Below are 17567 nucleotides of genomic sequence, written 5' to 3' on the forward strand. Positions count from 1 at the left end.
CGACCGCTAGCGAAGCCATGACCCCCGCGCCCGTCACCTCCCCCGCGTCCCCGCCCGGGACTCCGCGTCTGCTCTCCTCCGCGCTCGCGGGGTGCACGATCCTGATCGCCGTCGACCGGCGCTCGAGCGAGCTGACCGCGGCGCTCGAGCGACATGGCGCGACCGTGCAGCAGGCGGCCGCGCTCACCATCGAATCGCACATCGACGACGCCACGCTGATCGCCCGCACGCGCGAGCTGATCGACGACCCGCCCGACGTGGTCGTCGCCACGACCGGCGTCGGCTTCCGCGGCTGGATCGAGGCGGCCGAGGAGGCCGGCCTCGCTGACGACCTCGCTCGTGCCTTCGCGGGCGCGCAGCTCGTCGCGCGCGGGCCCAAGGCGCGGGGCGCGATCCAGCAGGCGGGGCTCACGGCCGACTGGGTGGCCGAGTCGGAGACCGCCGCCGAGCTCGGCGAGTACCTCGTGGCCGAGGGCGTCGCGGGCAGGCGGATCGCCGTGCAGCATCACGGATCCGGCGCCGACGGGCTCGACGAGCTGTTCTCGTCCCACGGCGCGGACGTCGTGAGCCTGACGGTCTACCGCTGGGGTCCGCCGCCGGATCCGGCGGTCGTGCGCCGCTCGGTGCTCGCGGCCGCACGGGGCGAGTACGACGCGGTGCTGTTCACCTCGGCACCCGGCGCGGCCGGCTGGCTCGCCGAGGCCCGACGCGCGGACGCGCTGGAGGACATCCGCGCGCGCGCGGCGTCGCGGCGCCTGCTGATGACCGCCGTCGGCCCCGTCACCGCCGAGCCGCTCGTGGCCGCGGACATCGAGACGCTGATCGCCGAGCGGGGACGCCTCGGCTCGCTCGTGCGGGCCGTCGTGACGTACTTCGGCGGCGGGCACGCGCCGTCGCACGACACCGCCGCCGGCCGGCTCGAGCTGCGCAGCGCCGGCGCCGTGCTCGACGGACGCTTCATCCCGCTGTCGCCGACGGGGGCCGATGTGCTCGCCGCGCTGTTCGCGGCGGGTGGCGGCGTGGTGTCGCGCGCGGCGCTGCAGCGCGTGCTGCCGCGCTCGGGACAGAGCCCGCACGCCGTCGAGATGGCGGTCGCACGGCTGCGCGAAGCGCTCGGCGGGGCGGACGTGATCAAGACCGTCGTGAAGCGCGGCTATCGACTGAATGTGGAGGATCCGGCGTGACGCTCATCGCCTGCTCGCACGGCACCCGCTTCCCCGAGGGGCGCGACGCCATCCACGCCCTGATCGCGCACGTGCAGCAGCTGCTGCCGGAGGCGGAGATCGCCGAGGCCTTCGTCGACGTGCAGGAGCCGTCGATCGACGACGTCGTCGCGCGGGTGGAGGGGCCCGGGGTGATCGTGCCGCTGCTGCTGTCGGCCGGATTCCACACGGGCGTCGACATCGCCCGTGCGGCGCGAACGCGCGACGACGTGGTGGCGACGGACCCGCTCGGCCCGCATCCGCTGCTCGCCGAGACGCTCGTCGCGCGCCTGCACCAGGCGGGCCTGCGCGACGGCGATCACGTCGTCCTCGCGGCGGCCGGCTCGTCGCGCCCCGCTGCTGCCGAGCACGTCGAGCGCATGCGCGACCTGCTCGCCCCGAGGCTGCCGCATCCCGTCACGGTGGGCTACGCGGCGGGAGCCGATCCGCGGATCCCCGCCGCCGTGTCGGCCGCCCGTGCGGCCGGCGCGCGGCGCGTGGTCGCCGCGAGCTATGTGCTGGCTCCCGGCTACTTCGCGAACGAGATCGCCGCGTCCGGAGCGGACGTCGTCACCGCGCCGCTCGGAGCGGACGAGCGCGTCGCGCGGGTGATCGCCGAGCGCTACCGCGCGGCCCTTCCCGCCGTGATGGCGGCATAGGCGGCGGCGCGGGATCAGGCTCGCCGCCGGCCGCGCGTCCTCCTAGGCCGTCGCCGCCCGCAGCGCGATCTCGATCATGTCGGCGAACGTCTGCTCCCGCTCGAGGGCCGTCGTCTCCTCGCCCGTGACCAGGTGGTCGGACACCGTGCAGATGCTCAGCGCTCGCCGCTGCCGGTACGCGGCGAGGGTGTACAGCCCGCTCGTCTCCATCTCCACCGCGAGCGCGCCGTGCGCCACGAGCGGCTCCGTCAGCTCGGGGCGGGTGCTGTAGAACTGGTCGCTGGAGAACAGCAGCCCCACATGGACCCGGTTCTGGAGGGGCAGCTCCTCGCTCGCCTCGACAGCGGCACGCAGGAGCGAGAAGTCGGCGACCGGGGCGTAGTCCTGCCCGTGGAAGCGGACCCGGTTGATGGCGGAATCGGTGCAGGCGCCGTTCGCGATGATGATGTCGCGCAGCCCCACGCGCTCGGTCAGCGCGCCGCACGAGCCGACGCGCACGACCGTCTGGACGTCATACGCATCGAAGAGCTCGTTGGCGTAGATGGCCATGGACGGCTGCCCCATGCCCGATCCCTGCACCGACACCCGCTGCCCCCGCCAGGAACCCGTGAAGCCGAGCATGCCGCGCGTCTCGGAGTAGAGCTCCGCGTCCTCGAGGAAGTTCTCCGCGATCCATTTGGCGCGCAGCGGATCGCCGGGGAACAGGACGATGGGGGCGATCTGACCGGGCTGGGCGGCGATGTGCGTGCTCATGCGTCCAGCGTATTGTCGCGCTCGGTCAGCCCCCGATGGCGTTCATCCCGCGCGCGGGCTGCAGGAACGCCGGATCGTCGATCGCGTGGCCGGGAAGCTTCCGGAGGATGCAGGTGCGCAGCATGGCGTCGAGCTCGCGGTCGAGCTGATCCGATGCGCCGCGCAGGATCGGCAGCAGGTCGAACTCGCTCGTCGAGAACAGGCAGTTGCGCAGCTGGCCGTCGGCCGTGAGGCGGAGGCGATCGCAGTCCCCGCAGAACGGCGCCGTGACCGACGCGATCACGCCCACCCTGTGCGGGCCGTCGTCGAGGACCCACGTCTCGGCGGGTGCTCCCCCGCGCCCCGGCACGGGGGTCAGACGCCAGCGTGCGGACAGCGCTGACAGGATCTCCTCCCGCGTGACCATGCGCTCGCGCGACCACGTGTGACCGGCATCGAGCGGCATCTGCTCGATGAACCTCAGCTGCGCGTCGTGCGCGACCGCGAACTCCACGAGGTCGACGAGCTCGTCGTCGTTCACGTCGCGCATCGCGACGGCATTGAGCTTGAGCGGCCGCAGGCCCGACTCGGACGCCGCGGCGATGCCGTCGAGCACGTCGTCGAGCCTGTCGCGACGCGTCAGGTCGCGGAAGCGGTCGCGCCGCAGCGTGTCGATCGAGATGTTCAGGCGCGCAAGCCCTGCGTCGATCAGACCGGGGAGGGACTCCCGCAGCCGGATGCCGTTCGTCGTCATCGCGATCTGCACCGGCCCGTCGGGGCCCTCGATGCGGGCGAGACGGCGCACGATGTCGACGATGTCGGTGCGCAGCAGCGGCTCGCCGCCCGTCAGCCGGAAGGTCGTGATGCCGGCCGCGGCGGCCACGCGCGCGATGCGCTCGATCTCGTCGAGCGAGAGGATGCTCGTCTTGGCGAGCCACTCGTTCCCCTGCTCGGGCATGCAGTACGTGCAGCGCAGCGAGCACCGATCGGTGAGCGAGACCCGCAGGTCGCGATGCACGCGTCCGAAGGTGTCGACGAGCGCACCGGACCCGGGGGCGACGGGCGCGGCGGAGGCCCGCCTGCCGATCGTGACCGGCACGGCGGTCATGGCTCGCACCCCTGCGTCATCCATCCAGACTACGGGCGACCGGATGGGGCGGGGCCGGCGTCACTCGTCAGGCAGGAGCCGGACGTCGGCAGGATCCAGCGCGAGGCGCACCGGGTCCCCGGGAGCGAGCGCGAGGGCCGCCAGCTGCGCGGCGGGAACCTCTGCCACGACGTCCGGCTTCGTGGTGTGCACACGAGCACCGCCCGGCGTGGGCTCGAGGCGGGTCACCTTCCCCAGCCATTCGCCCACCGGGTGCGGATCCTCGTGGGCCACGCGCACCGCGCCCGTCCAGGTGCTCTCCCCCGCGCGGGCGAGCCGGACATCCGCGGGACGGAACACGGCCACGAGCGGCGTCGCATCGGGCGCCTCCACGGGTGCGGCGGCGGCGACCCGGACGTCACCGTCGACGCCGGCGGCGCGCCAGAGGCCGTCCCGCGCGGCGCCGCGCACGCGATTGAGGCCGGCGACCGCCGCGACGAACTGCGTGGCGGGCGTCTCCAGGACGCGTCGCACCGCGCCGCGCTGCATCACCCGGCCGCCCTCGATCACGACCACCTGGCGTGCGAGCGCGGCCGCGTCGAACGCGTCGTGCGTGACGACGAGTGCCGTCGTGCGCGTCGACGACAGCTGCTCGTGCAGCACGGCGCGGGTGTCCGCCGCCGTCTCCGCGTCGAGTCCCGTGAGCGGCTCGTCGAGGAGCAGCAGGCGCGGCGCGACCGCGAGAGCGCGGGCCAGCGCGACCCGCTGCTGCTGTCCGCCCGACAGCTCGCGCGGGCGGTTGGGGCCCGAGCCCGACAGTCCCACGCGCCACAGCCACTCATCGGCCACCTGGCGCGCGCGATCCTTCGCCAGGCCGCGGACGACGAGGCCGAAGGCGACGTTGTCGCGCACCGACAGATGGGGGAACAGCCGCGCGTCCTGTCCGAGCATCACCACACCGCGCTTGGCGGTCGGGAGGTGGCGGCGTCGCGTCACGACGGCGCCGTCCGCGAGCTGGATCCGCCCCGACGTCAGGCGGACGGCCCCCGCGATCGCCGCCAGCAGCGTGGACTTGCCCGCCCCGCTCGGGCCCATGATGGCGGTCACCTCGCCCTGCGGCACGGTGAGCGCGGCCTCCAGACGGAACTCGCCCCGCTGCACCGCGAGGTCGGCGCTAAGGGCCACGCCCTGCGGGAGCGCCGTCCCGGCGGTCTCGCGCCGGCCGCGCAGCACGGAGGCGCTCACCGGACGCTCCCCGGGCGCCAGGCGCGCACGAGCAGCAGCACCGCGATCGCGGTGACGAGCAGCAGCAGCGACAGCGCGACGGCGGGGCCCTCGCCGACGCCGGAGCCGTTGAAGGCCGTGTAGATCGCGAGCGGCATGGTCTGCGTCACGCCGGGGTTGTTGCCCGCGAACAGCGCGGTCGCGCCGAACTCGCCGATCGCGCGCGCGAAGCACAGCACGAGACCCGCCACGAGGCCGGGTGCGGCGAGCGGCAGCGTGATGCGCCACAGCGTCGCCCAGCGTCCGGCGCCCAGCGACGCCGCGGTGCGCTCGTACTCGACGCCGACCGCCCGCACGGCGCCCTCCACCGCGAGCACGAGGAAGGGCAGGGCGACGAAGACCTGCGCGACCACGACCGCCGCGGTCGTGAACGGCAGGCCGAGCCCCCAGCCCGCGAGCCACGCGCCGGCGGGCGCTGACCGGCCGAACAGGTACAGCAGCGCGACGCCGCCGACCATGGGCGGCAGCACGAGCGGCACGGTGACGAGCACACGCAGGACCGCCGCGATCCCCGGCCGTGCGCGCGCGATCAGGATCGCGAGCGGGAGCCCCAGGACCAGGCACACGGCGGTGGCGATCAGACCGGTCACGAGCGACAGCCCGAGCGCGTCGAGCGACTCGCGGGACGTCACGTCCGTCCACAGCGACGGCCAGTCGGCGCGTGCGATCAGTCCCGCGAGCGGGACGACGAGCAGCGCGAGCGCCAGGACGGCCGGCAGCGCCAGGATCCGCGGCAGGTTGCCCGCGGACGCGTCGCGTTCCTCACGCCGGGCGGTCACGGTCGGGTCCCCACGTCCTGCACCTTCCGATCTTCGCGTGAATCGGCGCTCGCGCGCACCTGCGAGCCCTCATCTCGGCGGCGCGCCGCGTCCGTCAGGCCGGTCACGGCGCGCCGAAGCCGTGCTCGGCGAGGATCCGCTGTCCCGTCTCGCCGCGCACGAGAGCCACGAAGGCGTCGGCGGCGTCGGGATTGCGCGCGTCGCGCAGCGCCGCGATCGGGTACCGGTTCACGACCTCGTCGGAGCCCTCGGCCGCCACCTCGTCGACGTCACCGCGCAGGATGTCCGTGCGGTAGACGAGGCCCGCATCGGCCTCGGCGGCGTCGATCTTCGCCAGCACGGCGCCGACGTTCTGCTCCTCGCTGGCCGGATCGAAGGCGATGCCCGCGCGATCCAGGAGCGCGCGGCTCGCCGCCCCGCACGGCACCTCCGCGGCGCACAGCACGACGGTGACGTCCGCTCCGGCGAGGTCGGCGAGCCCCTCGATGCCCGCGGGATTGCCGGGCGGCACCGCGATGGCGAGCGTGTTCGTCGCGAAGACGGCGGGCGCGTGGACGAGGTCCGTCACGCGATCCATCGTCTGCTCGTCCGCGCTCGCGAAGACATCCGCGGGCGCCCCCTCGGCGATCTGCGTCGCGAGGACCTGGGATCCGTCGAGCACGAGCGGTCGCACATCGATCCCCGGATTGTCCGCCTCGAACTGCGCGGCGAGGTCCTCGAACGCCGGGCCCAGGGATGCGGCGGCGTACACGGTCAGCTCCCCCGCCATGCCGCCTCCCGGCGCGGCCGGTGCGCAAGCCGTGAGGAGCAGCGCCGCACCGGCGGCGACCGCCGCGACCCGGATCTTTCGCATTCCCCGATCCTGACACGGCGGCCACCGCGCGACCGCGCCGCCGCCCGCCCGTCCGTGCGTGTGGAGGAAACCGGGCGCCTCGGACGGCGCGGGCCGCCGTAGGCTGTCGGCATGTCGGCCCTCCCCCCGCTCGTCGAGCCCGCGGCGTCGCTGTCGGCGGCGGAGCGCGAGCGCACGGCGCGCCATCACGTGCTGGCGCCGCTCGGGGAACCCGGCCAGCGCCGCCTCAACGCCGCCCATGTGGCCGTCGTCGGCGCGGGCGGGCTCGGATCGCCCGTCGTCCTCGCCCTCGCGGCCGCCGGCGTGGGCACGCTCACCGTGATCGACGACGACGTCGTCGAGCTGTCGAACCTGCAGCGCCAGCTCATGCACCGGCTCGGCGACGTCGGCACCCCCAAGGCGACGAGCGCCGCGCGCGCGGCGGCCGATCTCGCGCCGGAAGCACGCGTCCACGCGGTGCGCGAGCGGCTCACGCCCGCCAACGCCGCCGATCTGCTCGCGGACGCGGACCTCGTGCTCGACGGCAGCGACACGTTTGACACGCGCGAGGCCGTCGCCGCGGCGTGCGAGCACCTCGGGGTTCCGCTGGTGTGGGGCACCGTGCAGGCGTTCGACGCGCAGGTCACGGTGTTCTGGTCCAATCCGCCCGCCGGCTTCCCGGCCGTGCGGCTGTCCGACCTGTACCCCGCGGGCAGCGCCGGCGACGTCCCGACGTGCGCCGAGGTCGGCGTGCTGGGGTCGCTGTGCCTGCAGGTGGGGGCGCTGATGGCGACCCAGGCGATCCAGCTCATCGCCGGCATCGGCGAGCCGCTGCTCGGGCGCATCCTCGTGATCGACGGCCTGCGCGCGCGCCAGCACGAGGTGCCTTTGCGTGGACGGCCCGCCGACGCGCCGGCCCCGGCCCCTCGCGTGCGCTTCACGGCGTCGGACCTCGCCGCCGCGCTGACCCTGTCCGATGCGCCGCTCGTCGTCGACGTGCGCGAGGACGACGAGGTGCGCGAGGGGATGATCCACGGGGCGCGCCATGTGCCGCTGGGCGAGATCCGGAGCGATCCGGATGCCGTCGCCGCGCGGCTGAGCGCTGCGGCGCACGGTGCCCGCGTCGCCGTCGTGTGCCGCAGCGGCGTGCGCTCGGCCGAGGCCGCCGCGCTGCTGTCCGCGCGCGGGATCCCCGCCGTGTCGGTCGACGGCGGCATGCTCGCGTGGGCCGGCCCCGTCGTGCAGGCGGTCCGATCGTGATGCGCACCGTCGAAGAGCACCTCGCGGACGTGCTGGCGGCCATCGCCCCGACCGGCGCGATCACGCTCTCGCTCGCCGCGGCGGCGGGTCTCACGTGCGCCGAGCCGGTGCGGGCGCGCGTGGACGTGCCCGTGTTCGACAACTCCGCGATGGACGGCTTCGCGGTGCGCGCGGCCGATGTCGCCGCCGCCTCGCCCGATGCCCCCGTCACCCTGCGGGTCGTCGCCGACCTTCCCGCCGGCTCGCCCGAGGACCCCGCGCTCGGCGAGGGCGAGGCCGCCCGCATCATGACCGGATCGCCCGTGCCGAGCGATGCGGACGCGATCGTGCCGTTCGAGGACACGGCCGGGGGCCTGGCGGACTCGCTCGGCGACATCGCGGTGTTGCGGGCGCCGCGCGGTCCCGGCGCGCACATCCGGCGCCGCGGCGAGGACCTGCATGCGGGCGACGTCGTCATCCCGTCGGGCACGGAGCTCGGGCCGCTGCAGCTGTCGGCGGCCGCGGCGACGGGCGTCGACCGCGCCGTCGTGGCGCGTCCGCCGCGCGTGATCGTGATCTCCACCGGGAGCGAGCTCGTCGAGCCCGGCGCCGACCTCGAGCGCGGCCAGATCCCGGAGTCGAACACGACGCTGCTCGCCGGGCTCGTGCGCGCCACGGGCGCCGAGCTCATGCGCGCGACCTGCGTGTCGGACGACCCGGACGAGCTGCGCTCCCTACTCCGCGAGAACTCCGAGGCGGACGTGGTGCTCACATCGGGCGGCGTCAGCGCGGGCGCGTACGAGGTGGTCAAGCAGGTGCTGGACGGCGACATCGCGTTCACGAAGGTCGCGATGCAGCCCGGCAAGCCGCAGGGCTTCGGGCGGCTGACGAACGGCGCCCTGATGTTCGGCCTGCCCGGCAACCCCGTGAGCGCCGCCGTGTCCTTCGAGACGTTCGTCCGTCCCGCGCTGCTGGCGATGCAGGGCCGCACCAAGCTGCATCGCGACATCCTGCGGCTGCCCGCGGCGACCGGATGGCGCACGCCGCCCGGTCGCCGCCAGTTCCTCCCCGCGAGCATCGACCGCACCGATCCCGCGCGCTGGACGGTGCGCCCCGCAACGCCCGGCGGCTCCGGCTCGCACCTGGCCGCAGGCCTCGGTCTCGCCGAGGCGTACGCGGTCGTCCCCGCCGAAACCGAGGCCGTGGCGGAGGGCGAACTCGTGGATGTCATGCTGATCTCATGAGCTTCACCCACCTCGACTCGTCCGGTCACGCGCGCATGGTCGACGTGACCGAGAAGCAGCCCACCGTGCGGTCGGCGACCGCCCGCGGGTTCGTGCGCGTGGCCGCCGACACGGTCGCCGCCCTGCGCGACGGCTCCGTCCCGAAGGGCGACGTGCTCGCGGTCGCCCGCATCGCGGGCATCCAGGGCGCGAAGAAGTGCGCCGAGCTGCTGCCCCTCGCCCACGTGATCGGCGTGCACGGAGCGACGGTCGACCTCGCCGTCGAGGACGGCGGCGTCGCGATCGAGGCCACGGTGCGGACGGCCGACCGCACGGGCGTCGAGATGGAGGCCCTGACGGCCGTGACGATCGCCGCGCTGTCGGTCGTCGACATGGTGAAGGGCATGGATCGCTCGGCGGCGATCGAGAACGCGCGGATCGTCGCGAAGACCGGCGGCCGCAGCGGGTCCTGGACACGGGAGGTCTGATGGCCGGCAACGAACGCACCCTGCCGCCCGAGGCGCTGGACGAGTGGACCGTGGCCGCTTGCGAGCGGCTCGGGCTGGATGCGGATCAGGTGCCCGTCGCGCTGATCCTCGATCTCGCGCGCGACGTCGCGCACGGCGTCGCGCGCCCGGCCGCGCCGCTCACGGCATTCCTGGCCGGACTTGCCGCGGGACGCGCCGGCGGCGCGCCGCAGGACGTCGAGCGCGCGGTCGCCGAGGTGGTCGCGCTGGCCCGGTCGTGGGGCGGCGAGCCGTGACGCGCATCCGCTACTTCGCGGCCGCCGAGGAGGCCGCGGGCCGCGCGGAGGAGCACCGCTCCGAGGGCACGCTGGGCGAGCTGCGCGCCGCGCTCGCGTCGGAGTATCCGGGCCTCGGCGGCATCCTGCCCCGCTGCGCCGTGCTCGTCGACGGCGAGCGGCGCGACGACGACGCGCCGCTCGCGGGCGTCACGACGGTCGACGTGCTGCCGCCGTTCGCGGGCGGCTGACCCGGAGCTCGGAAGGATCGGCGATTCTTGCGCGCAGCGTCATGAACGCCGGGAGGCGACGCGCGGACTCAGCCGCCCAGGCCCTTCCATTCCGCGGTGCCGTCGGCCTCGAGCTGACGCTTCCAGACCGGCAGCTCGCGCTTGATGTCCTCGATCACGTCGCGGCAGGCGGCGAACGCCTCGGCGCGGTGCGCCGCGGCGACCGCGATCACGACCGCGGGCTCCCCCACCTCGAGCCGGCCGATGCGATGACTGACCGCGATGAGCGCGCCGTGCGCCTCCGACGCCCGGGATGCGATCGCGCCGAGCGCGGCCTCCGCGTCCGGATGCGCGGTGTACTCCAGCGCGGCGACGGCGCCGCGCGCATCCGGGTCGTGATCGCGCACGCGACCGACGAACGACGTCTCGGCCCCCATCCGCGGGTCGTCGATCGCGGCCGCGTGCTCGGCGAGCCGGATCGGATCCGCCGAGATCCGCGCGATCCTCACGTCCGCCGGCGGCGCGGCGCTCACGCGTGGTCCTCGCCCGCGAGCTGAGCGGCCGCGTGCCTCGCGACCGACAGGATCACCGGCATGCCGCTGCGCACGGCGGCGGGAGAGCCGGGAAGGTTCACGATGAGCGCGCCGCGCGCGACGCCCGAGAGCCCTCGCGAGAGCATGCCCGCAGGCTTCTCCGCCGTCCCGATGCGGCGCAGCTCCTCCGCGATGCCGGGGATCTCGCGCTCGAGCACGGCGCGCGTGCCCTCGGGCGTCTCGTCGCGGGGGCCGAGGCCCGTGCCGCCGGTCGTGACGATCACGCTCGCCCCGGCGGTGATCATCGCGACCAGTGCCCGCTCCACGCTCTCGGCGCCGTCCGGCACGATGACCGCGTCGTCGCAGTCGAAGCCGCCCACGCGCAGGGCGGCGACGGCCTCGGGGCCGGAGAGGTCCTCGCGTTCGCCGCGCGCCGACCGGTCGCTGACCGTGATGACCGCCGCCCGCAGCGGGATGCCTGCTTCGTCCATGCCCCCGAGTCTATGGACGTCGCGCGGCGGGGTCGCTTGTTTCGGGCGTGTGACGGGACCCCCACGCGCGCCCCGCGCATCCGGTGATCGAACGGTGATGGAGAGGTAACCACCGCGGCCGGGCGGGGAAACACGCGGCTCCTACGGTCGAGGCAACATCCGCTGCGCTGCCCGTCCGAGGAGTTCCATGGCCACCACCCTGAGCACCGCCCCCACGAGCACCACCCCCGAAACCGCGACGCCCCCGACGTCGCCGACCCTCCGCCCCGGACGATGGATCGACGGCTGGAACCCCGAGGACGCCGCCTTCTGGGCTTCGCACGGACGGGCGATCGCGCGCCGCAACCTGCGCTGGTCGATCTTCGCCGAGTTCCTCGGCTTCATCGTCTGGCAGCTGTGGAGCATCGTCGTCGTGATGCTTCCCGCCGCCGGCTTCGCGCTCACGACGACCGAGTCCTTCTGGCTGATCTCGCTGCCGAGCCTGGTGGGCGCGACCCTGCGCTTCCCGTACACGTTCGCGGTCGCGACGTTCGGCGGCCGCAACTGGACGATCGTGTCGGCCGGTCTGCTGCTCATCCCGGCCACACTGCTCGGCTTCGCGGTGCAGAACGCCGACACGCCGTTCTGGGTGCTGCTGCTGATCGCGGCGCTCGGCGGCGTGGGCGGCGGCAACTTCGCCAGCTCCATGGCGAACATCACCTACTTCTTCCCGCAGCGGGAGAAGGGCTGGGCGCTCGGCCTGAACGCCGCCGGGGGAACATCGGCACCGCGATCGCCCAGCTCGCCGTGCCGATCGTCGTCACGCTCGGAGCCGCCGGCACGCTCAACCTCCAGCTGGCCGGATGGATGTGGATCCCGCTCATCCTGCTCGCCATGTGGGGCGCGTTCCGCTTCATGGACAACCTGTCCTCCGCCAAGGCCGACCTCGCAGGCGCGGCCTCCGCGCTGCGCGAGCCGCACCTGTGGGTCATGGCGCTGCTGTACATCGGCACGTTCGGCTCGTTCATCGGCTTCGCCGGGGTGTTCCCGAAGCTCATCGCCGACCAGTTCCCCGACTTCTCGAGCTTCCAGGTGGGCGCCGCGTCGCTGCAGCTGGCGTTCCTCGGTGCGCTCGTCGGATCGCTGTCCCGTCCGTACGGCGGGAAGCTCGCCGACCGGTTCGGCGGCGCGCGCATGACGGTCGCGGCCTTCTCGGTGATGATCATCGCGACACTCGCGCTCATCCTGACCCTGCCGCTGGGCAGCTTCTGGGTCTTCCTCGGCTGCTTCCTCGTACTGTTCGTCGCCACCGGGATGGGCAACGGCGCGACGTACCGGATGATCCCGAGCATCTTCGCGGCCCGCGGCGCCGCCACGGCAGGCGATCCGCACGCGGTCAGCTCGCAGCGCAAGGGCGCGGCGGCTCTCGGACTGATCTCCGCGATCGGGGCGTACGGCGGCTTCGTGATCCCCCAGGTGCTGGGCGCGTCGAAGTCGGCGACCGGTGAGTACACAACCGCGTTCTGGGGCTTCATCGCGGCCTATGCCGTCATGCTCGCGATCACCGCGATCGTGTACCTCGTGCCGCGCCCCGGGCTCGCCGGGCACCGGATCTGAGCACGCGCATGTCCGCGCCCCTCGCCCCCGTCCGCGTCGTCCTGGTCGGCCTCGGCCCCGTCGGCGTGCGCTTCGCCGAGGAGCTGCTGCCCGAACTCGCCGCGGGCCGCATCCTCCTGACGATCGTCGGCGCGGAGCAGCACGCCCCCTACAACCGGGTGCTGGTGGCCGAGTACGCGGCCGGCGAGATCGAGCGCGACGACCTCGTGATGGCCGACCCCGACGAGCTGCGCGCCGCCGGAGCGGAGATCCTGACGGGGGTCGCCGCGACCCGCGTCGACCGGGCCGCGAGGGTCGTCGAGCTGAGCGACGGGCGCGCCGTGCCGTACGACCGTCTTGTGCTCGCCACCGGGGCCCGGGCGATCGTCCCCCACCTCGACGGGCTCGCGCAGACCGGGCCGGCCGCCGCGGAGCAGGAGCACACCCTGACAGAAGGAGTGTGCGTGCTGCGCACGCCGGAGGACGCCGAGCGCGTGCGCCGCGTCGTCGCCGCCGGCGGGCGCGTGGTCGTGCTGGGGGCGGGCGTGCTCGGCATCGAGTTGGCGCTGCTGCTCGCACGCGCGGGGGCGGTGCCGCACATCGCGCACTTCGGCCCCATGCCGATGCCGCGGCAGCTCGACCGGGGTGCGGCGTCGGTGCTCGCGTCCGCGCTCGCGTCGGCCGGCGTGCACGTCGTGCCGCACACCCGCGCCGAGGCGATCATCGCGCGCGAGGACGAGCACGGCGCGCGCCGGTTCCGCGCGCTCGTGAGCTCGGACGGACGCCGCATCGAGGGAGACCTGCTCGTGCTGTCGTGCGGCGTGCGCGCACGCAGCGAGCTCGCCGAGGCGGCGGGGCTGCGCACCGGCCGCGGCGTGCTCGTCGACGAGCGACTGCGGTCGTGGACCGACCCGGCGATCCACGCGATCGGCGACTGCGCGCACGTCGCGGACCCGAGGCACCGGCACGACGCACGTGTGCCCGGCGGCCCCAGCGGCCTCATCGGCCCCGGCTGGCGACAGGCGGAGCACCTCGCGCGCTCCCTGTCGGCCGAGCTCGACGGCATGGAGCCGGAGCCCTTCGAGGAGGAGGTGCCCGCCGTCGTGGCGCTCAAGGCGGAGCAGGTCGACCTCGTGTCGGCGGGCGACGTGTCGACGGATCCCTTCGCCCCCGTGCCGGCAGACGAGAGCGCACCGGGCGTGGCGATGTGGGCGGACCCGCAGCACGGCACGTACGTGAAGATGGTCACCGAAGGCGGCGTGCTGACGGGCTTCGTGGCGGTCGGGCTGCCGCGCACGGCCGCCGAGCTGAGCGTGCTGTACGCACGTCGGGCCGAGCTTCCCGCCGACCGGTCGCTGCTGCTGCGGCTCGACGCTCAGGAGGACGCCGGCCCGCCCGCCACGGGCAGGGACGCCACCGTGTGCGTGTGCAACGGCGTGACCGCGGGCGCGATCGAGGACGCCGTGGACGACGGCTGCGCGACGGTCGCCGAGGTCGGGCGCTGCACGCGCGCGGGCACGGGGTGCGGGGGCTGCCGCGCGCGCATCGCCGAGCTCCTCGGCTCCCGCGAGGCGGCGCCGGCATGATGGCCGCGGCCGACACGCACTGCCCGTACTGCGCGCTGCAGTGCGCCATGACGCTCACCGCCACACCGGGCGCACGGCTTCCGGTTGCGGTCGAGGGGCGCGATTTCCCCACCAACCGTGGCGGGCTGTGCCGCAAGGGCTGGACGTCGACCGAGCTGCTCGTCGCGCCCGACCGTCTGACCGCTCCGCTCGTGCGCGGTGCCGACGGTGACCTGCACGCGACCACGTGGGACGACGCGCTCGACCTGATCGCGAGCCGGATCCGGGCGATCCAGGACGAGAGCGGACGCGACGCCGTCGGCGTGTTCGGTGGCGGCGGACTGACGAACGAGAAGGCGTATCAGCTGGGCAAGTTCGCCCGGATCGCCCTGCGCACGTCGCGGATCGACTACAACGGCCGCTTCTGCATGTCGTCGGCGGCAGCGGCCGCGAACCGGGCCTTCGGCCTCGATCGCGGACTGCCGTTCCCGCTCGCCGACCTGGACACGGCAGAGACGATCCTGCTGCTCGGATCGAACGTCGGCGACACCATGCCGCCGTTCGTGTCGCACCTGCAGGGCGCCCGTGCGCGGGGCGGCCTGATCGTCGTCGACCCGCGGCGCAGCACGACCGCGCGCCTCACGTCCGACGGCGCGGGCCTGCACGTGCAGCCGGTCCCGGGCAGCGATCTCGCGCTGCTGCTCGGGCTGACGCACGTCGTGCTCGCCGAGCGCCTGCACGACGCCGACTACCTCGCGCGCCGCGCCCATGGCCTCGAGGCGCTGCGCCGGTCGGTGTCGATGTGGTGGCCCGAGCGCACCGAGCAGGCGACCGGCGTCCCCGCCGGGGCGATCCGCGCGCTCGCGCGCCGTCTCGCCGCGTCCCGCTCCACGTACGTCCTGACGGGGCGCGGGGTCGAGCAGCACGCCGACGGCACCGACACCGCGACCGCCGCGATCAACCTCGCCCTGCTGCTGGGTCTGCCCGGCACGCCGGGCAGCGGCTACGGCACGCTCACGGGTCAGGGCAACGGCCAGGGCGGACGCGAACACGGTCAGAAGGCGGATCAGCTTCCCGGCTACCGCAGGATCGACGACCCCGCCGCACGCGCGCACGTCGCGGGCGTGTGGGGCGTCGATCCCGCGATCATCCCCGGCCCCGGCATCCCCGCCGTGCAGCTGCTGCAGTCGAGCGGACGCCCCGGCGGCGTGCGGGCCCTGCTCGTGCACGGCTCGAACGTCGTCGTCTCCTCCCCCGACGCGCAGTCCGTCCGCGACGCGCTCTCGCGCCTCGAGCTGCTCGTCGTGAGCGACTTCTTCCTGTCCGAGACCGCCCGGGTCGCGGACGTCGTGCTGCCCGTCCTGCAGTGGGCTGAGGAGGAGGGAACGATGACGAACCTGGAGGGGCGGGTGCTGCGGCGTCGCCGCGCCGTCGAGCCGCCGGCCGGCGCCCGCAGCGAGCTGTGGATCCTCGCCGAGCTGGCGCGCCGGATGGCGGCGCCGGGATCGTGGGATCTGGAGCCGTCGGTCGTGTTCGATGAGCTCGCGCGGGCCTCCGCCGGCGGCCCGGCCGACTACTCCGGCCTGAGCCACGAGCTGCTCGACACCGGCGTCGCCGCGCACTGGCCGTACCCCGCCGGCGGCGCGGGCACGCCGCGGCTGTTCGCGGAGCGGTTCGCGCACGCAGACGGACGCGCCCGCCTCGTCCCGGTGCGCTCGCGCGGGCCCGAGACGCCGCGAGGCACCGAGCTCAGCCTCGTCACGGGCCGCCTGCTCGAGCACTACCAGTCGGGCGCGCAGACCCGGCGCGTCGCCGAGCTGGTCGAGGCGAAGCCCGAGCTCGTGGCGCAGCTGCACCCCGCGACCGCGCGCGACCGGGGGCTCGCCGACGGTGACGTCGTGCGGCTCGAGAGTCCGCGCGGCGCGGTCGACGCCCGCGTCGGGCTGAGCGGCGACATCCGGCCCGACACGGTGTTCCTGCCGTTCCACTTCCCCGACGGCGCGAGCGCCAACCTCCTGACGAGCGCGAGGCTGGACCCGGTCTCCTCCATGCCGGAGTTCAAGCACGCGGTCGTCACGGCGACGCGGGTCCCGTCCTGAGGACCCGGCTCATGCCGTCGGGCTACGAGAGGAGATCGGGGCGGCGCTCGCGCGTCCGCTCGATGCTCTGCTCGCGGCGCCAGGCCGCGACCGCTCCGTGGTTGCCGCTCAGCAGCACGGGAGGCACCTCGAGCCCGCGCCAGACGGCGGGCTTGGTGTAGATCGGGTACTCGAGCAGGCCGTCCTCGTGCGACTCCTCCAGCAGGCTCTGGGGATTGCCCATGAAGCCCGGGATGAGGCGGGTGACGGCCTCGATCATCGCCATCGACGCGACCTCGCCGCCGTTGAGCACGTAGTCTCCGATGCTCACGAGCCGCACGCGTCCGACGGACGCGTAGTGGTCGATCACGCGCTGATCGATGCCCTCGTAGCGACCGCAGGCGAACACCAGCTGCGCCTCCTGCGCCAGCTCCCGCGCGAGCGGCTGACGGAACACCTCGCCCGACGGCGTGGGCACCACGAGCACGGCGTCGTCGCCCAGGATGTCGTCGAGCGCCTCGCCCCACGGCTCCGGCTTCATCACCATGCCGGCGCCGCCGCCGTAGGGAGTGTCGTCGACCGTGCGGTGACGGTCGTGCGTCCAGTGGCGCAGGTCGTGCACGCGCAGGTCGAGCAGGCCCTTCTCACGGGCCTTGCCGATCAGCGAGACGTCCAGCACATCGAAGAACGACGGGAAGATCGTGACGATGTCGATGCGCATCGGATCAGTCCTCAGACGTGGGGGTCTCCGCCTCGGGAGCAGGATCCGACTCCGGCAGCTCCTCGAAGAGGCCGGCGGGCGGGGTCACGACGACGCGACCGCCCTCGATGTCGACCTCGGGCACGATCGCCGCGACGAACGGCACGAGAACCTCGTCCTCGCCGGACCTCACGACGAGCAGATCCTGGGCCGGGAAGTGGTCGACGCGCGCGACCTTGCCGACGACCGATCCGTCGCGCACGACGTCGAGGCCGACGAGCTGGTGGTCGTACCACGCGTCGGGCTCGGGAACCGCGTCCTCGTCCTCGTCGATCCAGAGGATGGCGCGCACGAGCGTGTCGGCGGCGTTGCGGTCGTCGACGCCTTCGAAGAAGACCACGGGGTGCTGGTTCATCCAGCGGAACTCGCGCACCGTGATGGTCTTGCGGTGCCACTGCGAGTGCTCGGGCACCTGGAGCGTGAAGGACGCCCCGGGCACGAAGCGGCCGTCGGGGTCGTCGGTGTACAGCTCGAGCTTGAGGGCGCCCTTGAGCCCGTGGGCCTTGACGAGGCGGCCGACGCGCAGCTGGTTCTTCGCGGGCTTCGCGGCTGCCAC

At 74.3% G+C, this 17567-nt stretch carries 18 protein-coding genes and 1 pseudogene; 10 read left to right on the top strand and 9 right to left on the bottom strand.

Features of this window, described 5'->3' with window-relative positions:
- Positions 1-17: 17 nt before the first annotated feature.
- Positions 18-1184, top strand: a complete 1167-nt coding sequence (locus BJP60_RS08500; protein ID WP_203135360.1) for a uroporphyrinogen-III synthase — start codon at positions 18-20, stop codon at positions 1182-1184.
- Positions 1181-1861, top strand: a complete 681-nt coding sequence (locus BJP60_RS08505; protein WP_203135361.1) for a sirohydrochlorin chelatase — start codon at positions 1181-1183, stop codon at positions 1859-1861. Before BJP60_RS08500 ends, BJP60_RS08505 begins: the two co-directional genes overlap by 4 nt.
- Before the next feature lie 42 nt (positions 1862-1903).
- Here the strand turns inward: BJP60_RS08505 and deoD are convergent, their stop codons facing one another.
- The 5 genes from deoD to modA all read right to left on the bottom strand — a co-directional run bounded on the left by deoD (position 1904) and on the right by modA (position 6596).
- Positions 1904-2614, bottom strand: a complete 711-nt coding sequence (deoD, locus tag BJP60_RS08510) for a purine-nucleoside phosphorylase (protein ID WP_203135362.1) — start codon at positions 2612-2614, stop codon at positions 1904-1906.
- Positions 2615-2639: 25 nt separating this feature from the next.
- Positions 2640-3701 (bottom strand): GTP 3',8-cyclase MoaA, encoded by a 1062-nt coding sequence (gene moaA, locus BJP60_RS08515; RefSeq protein WP_203135363.1) that lies wholly within the window; start codon positions 3699-3701, stop codon positions 2640-2642.
- Positions 3702-3761: 60 nt separating this feature from the next.
- Positions 3762-4925, bottom strand: a complete 1164-nt coding sequence (locus tag BJP60_RS08520) for a sulfate/molybdate ABC transporter ATP-binding protein (protein ID WP_238439355.1) — start codon at positions 4923-4925, stop codon at positions 3762-3764.
- Entirely contained in the window at positions 4922-5743 is an 822-nt protein-coding gene (locus tag BJP60_RS08525) for an ABC transporter permease (protein ID WP_203135364.1), read from the bottom strand. Before BJP60_RS08525 ends, BJP60_RS08520 begins: the two co-directional genes overlap by 4 nt.
- A gap of 103 nt (positions 5744-5846) precedes the next feature.
- Positions 5847-6596, bottom strand: coding sequence for a molybdate ABC transporter substrate-binding protein (modA, locus tag BJP60_RS08530; protein WP_203135365.1), 750 nt, complete (start codon positions 6594-6596; stop codon positions 5847-5849).
- A 111-nt stretch (positions 6597-6707) separates the two neighbouring features.
- On the opposite strand from modA, the gene BJP60_RS08535 reads away from it, so the two are divergent.
- The 5 genes from BJP60_RS08535 to BJP60_RS08555 are packed head-to-tail and all read left to right on the top strand — an operon-like array spanning position 6708 to position 10030.
- Positions 6708-7835 (top strand): ThiF family adenylyltransferase, encoded by a 1128-nt coding sequence (locus BJP60_RS08535; protein ID WP_203135366.1) that lies wholly within the window; start codon positions 6708-6710, stop codon positions 7833-7835.
- Positions 7835-9058, top strand: a complete 1224-nt coding sequence (locus BJP60_RS08540; protein ID WP_203135367.1) for a molybdopterin molybdotransferase MoeA — start codon at positions 7835-7837, stop codon at positions 9056-9058. The genes BJP60_RS08535 and BJP60_RS08540 overlap by 1 nt, the downstream gene beginning before the upstream one ends.
- A complete protein-coding gene (gene moaC / locus BJP60_RS08545) occupies positions 9055-9525 on the top strand; it encodes a cyclic pyranopterin monophosphate synthase MoaC (protein ID WP_203135368.1) in 471 nt (156 codons plus the stop codon). Before BJP60_RS08540 ends, moaC begins: the two co-directional genes overlap by 4 nt.
- Positions 9525-9800 carry a DUF6457 domain-containing protein gene (locus BJP60_RS08550; RefSeq protein ID WP_203135369.1) on the top strand — a complete coding sequence of 92 codons (276 nt, stop codon included), beginning with the start codon at positions 9525-9527 and terminating at the stop codon, positions 9798-9800. Before moaC ends, BJP60_RS08550 begins: the two co-directional genes overlap by 1 nt.
- Positions 9797-10030 carry a MoaD/ThiS family protein gene (locus tag BJP60_RS08555; RefSeq protein WP_203135370.1) on the top strand — a complete coding sequence of 78 codons (234 nt, stop codon included), beginning with the start codon at positions 9797-9799 and terminating at the stop codon, positions 10028-10030. Before BJP60_RS08550 ends, BJP60_RS08555 begins: the two co-directional genes overlap by 4 nt.
- 68 nt (positions 10031-10098) lie before the next feature.
- Here BJP60_RS08555 and BJP60_RS08560 read toward each other — a convergent pair whose 3' ends face one another.
- Both BJP60_RS08560 and BJP60_RS08565 read right to left on the bottom strand, forming a co-directional pair.
- Positions 10099-10542, bottom strand: a complete 444-nt coding sequence (locus BJP60_RS08560) for a molybdenum cofactor biosynthesis protein MoaE (RefSeq protein ID WP_203135371.1) — start codon at positions 10540-10542, stop codon at positions 10099-10101.
- A complete protein-coding gene (locus BJP60_RS08565) occupies positions 10539-11033 on the bottom strand; it encodes a MogA/MoaB family molybdenum cofactor biosynthesis protein (protein ID WP_203135372.1) in 495 nt (164 codons plus the stop codon). The genes BJP60_RS08560 and BJP60_RS08565 overlap by 4 nt, the downstream gene beginning before the upstream one ends.
- Positions 11034-11220: 187 nt before the next feature.
- Between BJP60_RS08565 and BJP60_RS08570 the strand changes: the two are divergent.
- The 3 genes and pseudogenes from BJP60_RS08570 (at position 11221) to BJP60_RS08580 (ending at position 16272) form a co-directional block, all read left to right on the top strand.
- A pseudogene (locus tag BJP60_RS08570) lies at positions 11221-12629 on the top strand (MFS transporter).
- An 8-nt stretch (positions 12630-12637) separates the two neighbouring features.
- Positions 12638-14194, top strand: a complete 1557-nt coding sequence (locus BJP60_RS08575; RefSeq protein ID WP_203135373.1) for an FAD-dependent oxidoreductase — start codon at positions 12638-12640, stop codon at positions 14192-14194.
- On the top strand, positions 14191-16272 hold the full coding sequence (locus tag BJP60_RS08580) for a molybdopterin oxidoreductase family protein (protein ID WP_203135374.1): 2082 nt from the start codon (positions 14191-14193) through the stop codon (positions 16270-16272). The genes BJP60_RS08575 and BJP60_RS08580 overlap by 4 nt, the downstream gene beginning before the upstream one ends.
- A gap of 22 nt (positions 16273-16294) precedes the next feature.
- On the opposite strand, the gene trmD is transcribed toward BJP60_RS08580, so the two are convergent.
- On the bottom strand, positions 16295-16972 hold the full coding sequence (trmD, locus tag BJP60_RS08585) for a tRNA (guanosine(37)-N1)-methyltransferase TrmD (protein WP_203135375.1): 678 nt from the start codon (positions 16970-16972) through the stop codon (positions 16295-16297).
- Positions 16973-16976: 4 nt separating this feature from the next.
- On the bottom strand, positions 16977-17567 hold the full coding sequence (gene rimM, locus BJP60_RS08590; protein WP_203135376.1) for a ribosome maturation factor RimM: 591 nt from the start codon (positions 17565-17567) through the stop codon (positions 16977-16979).

The organism is Microbacterium sp. JZ31, from assembly GCF_016805985.1.
In the GTDB taxonomy this organism is placed as follows: Bacteria; Actinomycetota; Actinomycetes; order Actinomycetales; family Microbacteriaceae; genus Microbacterium.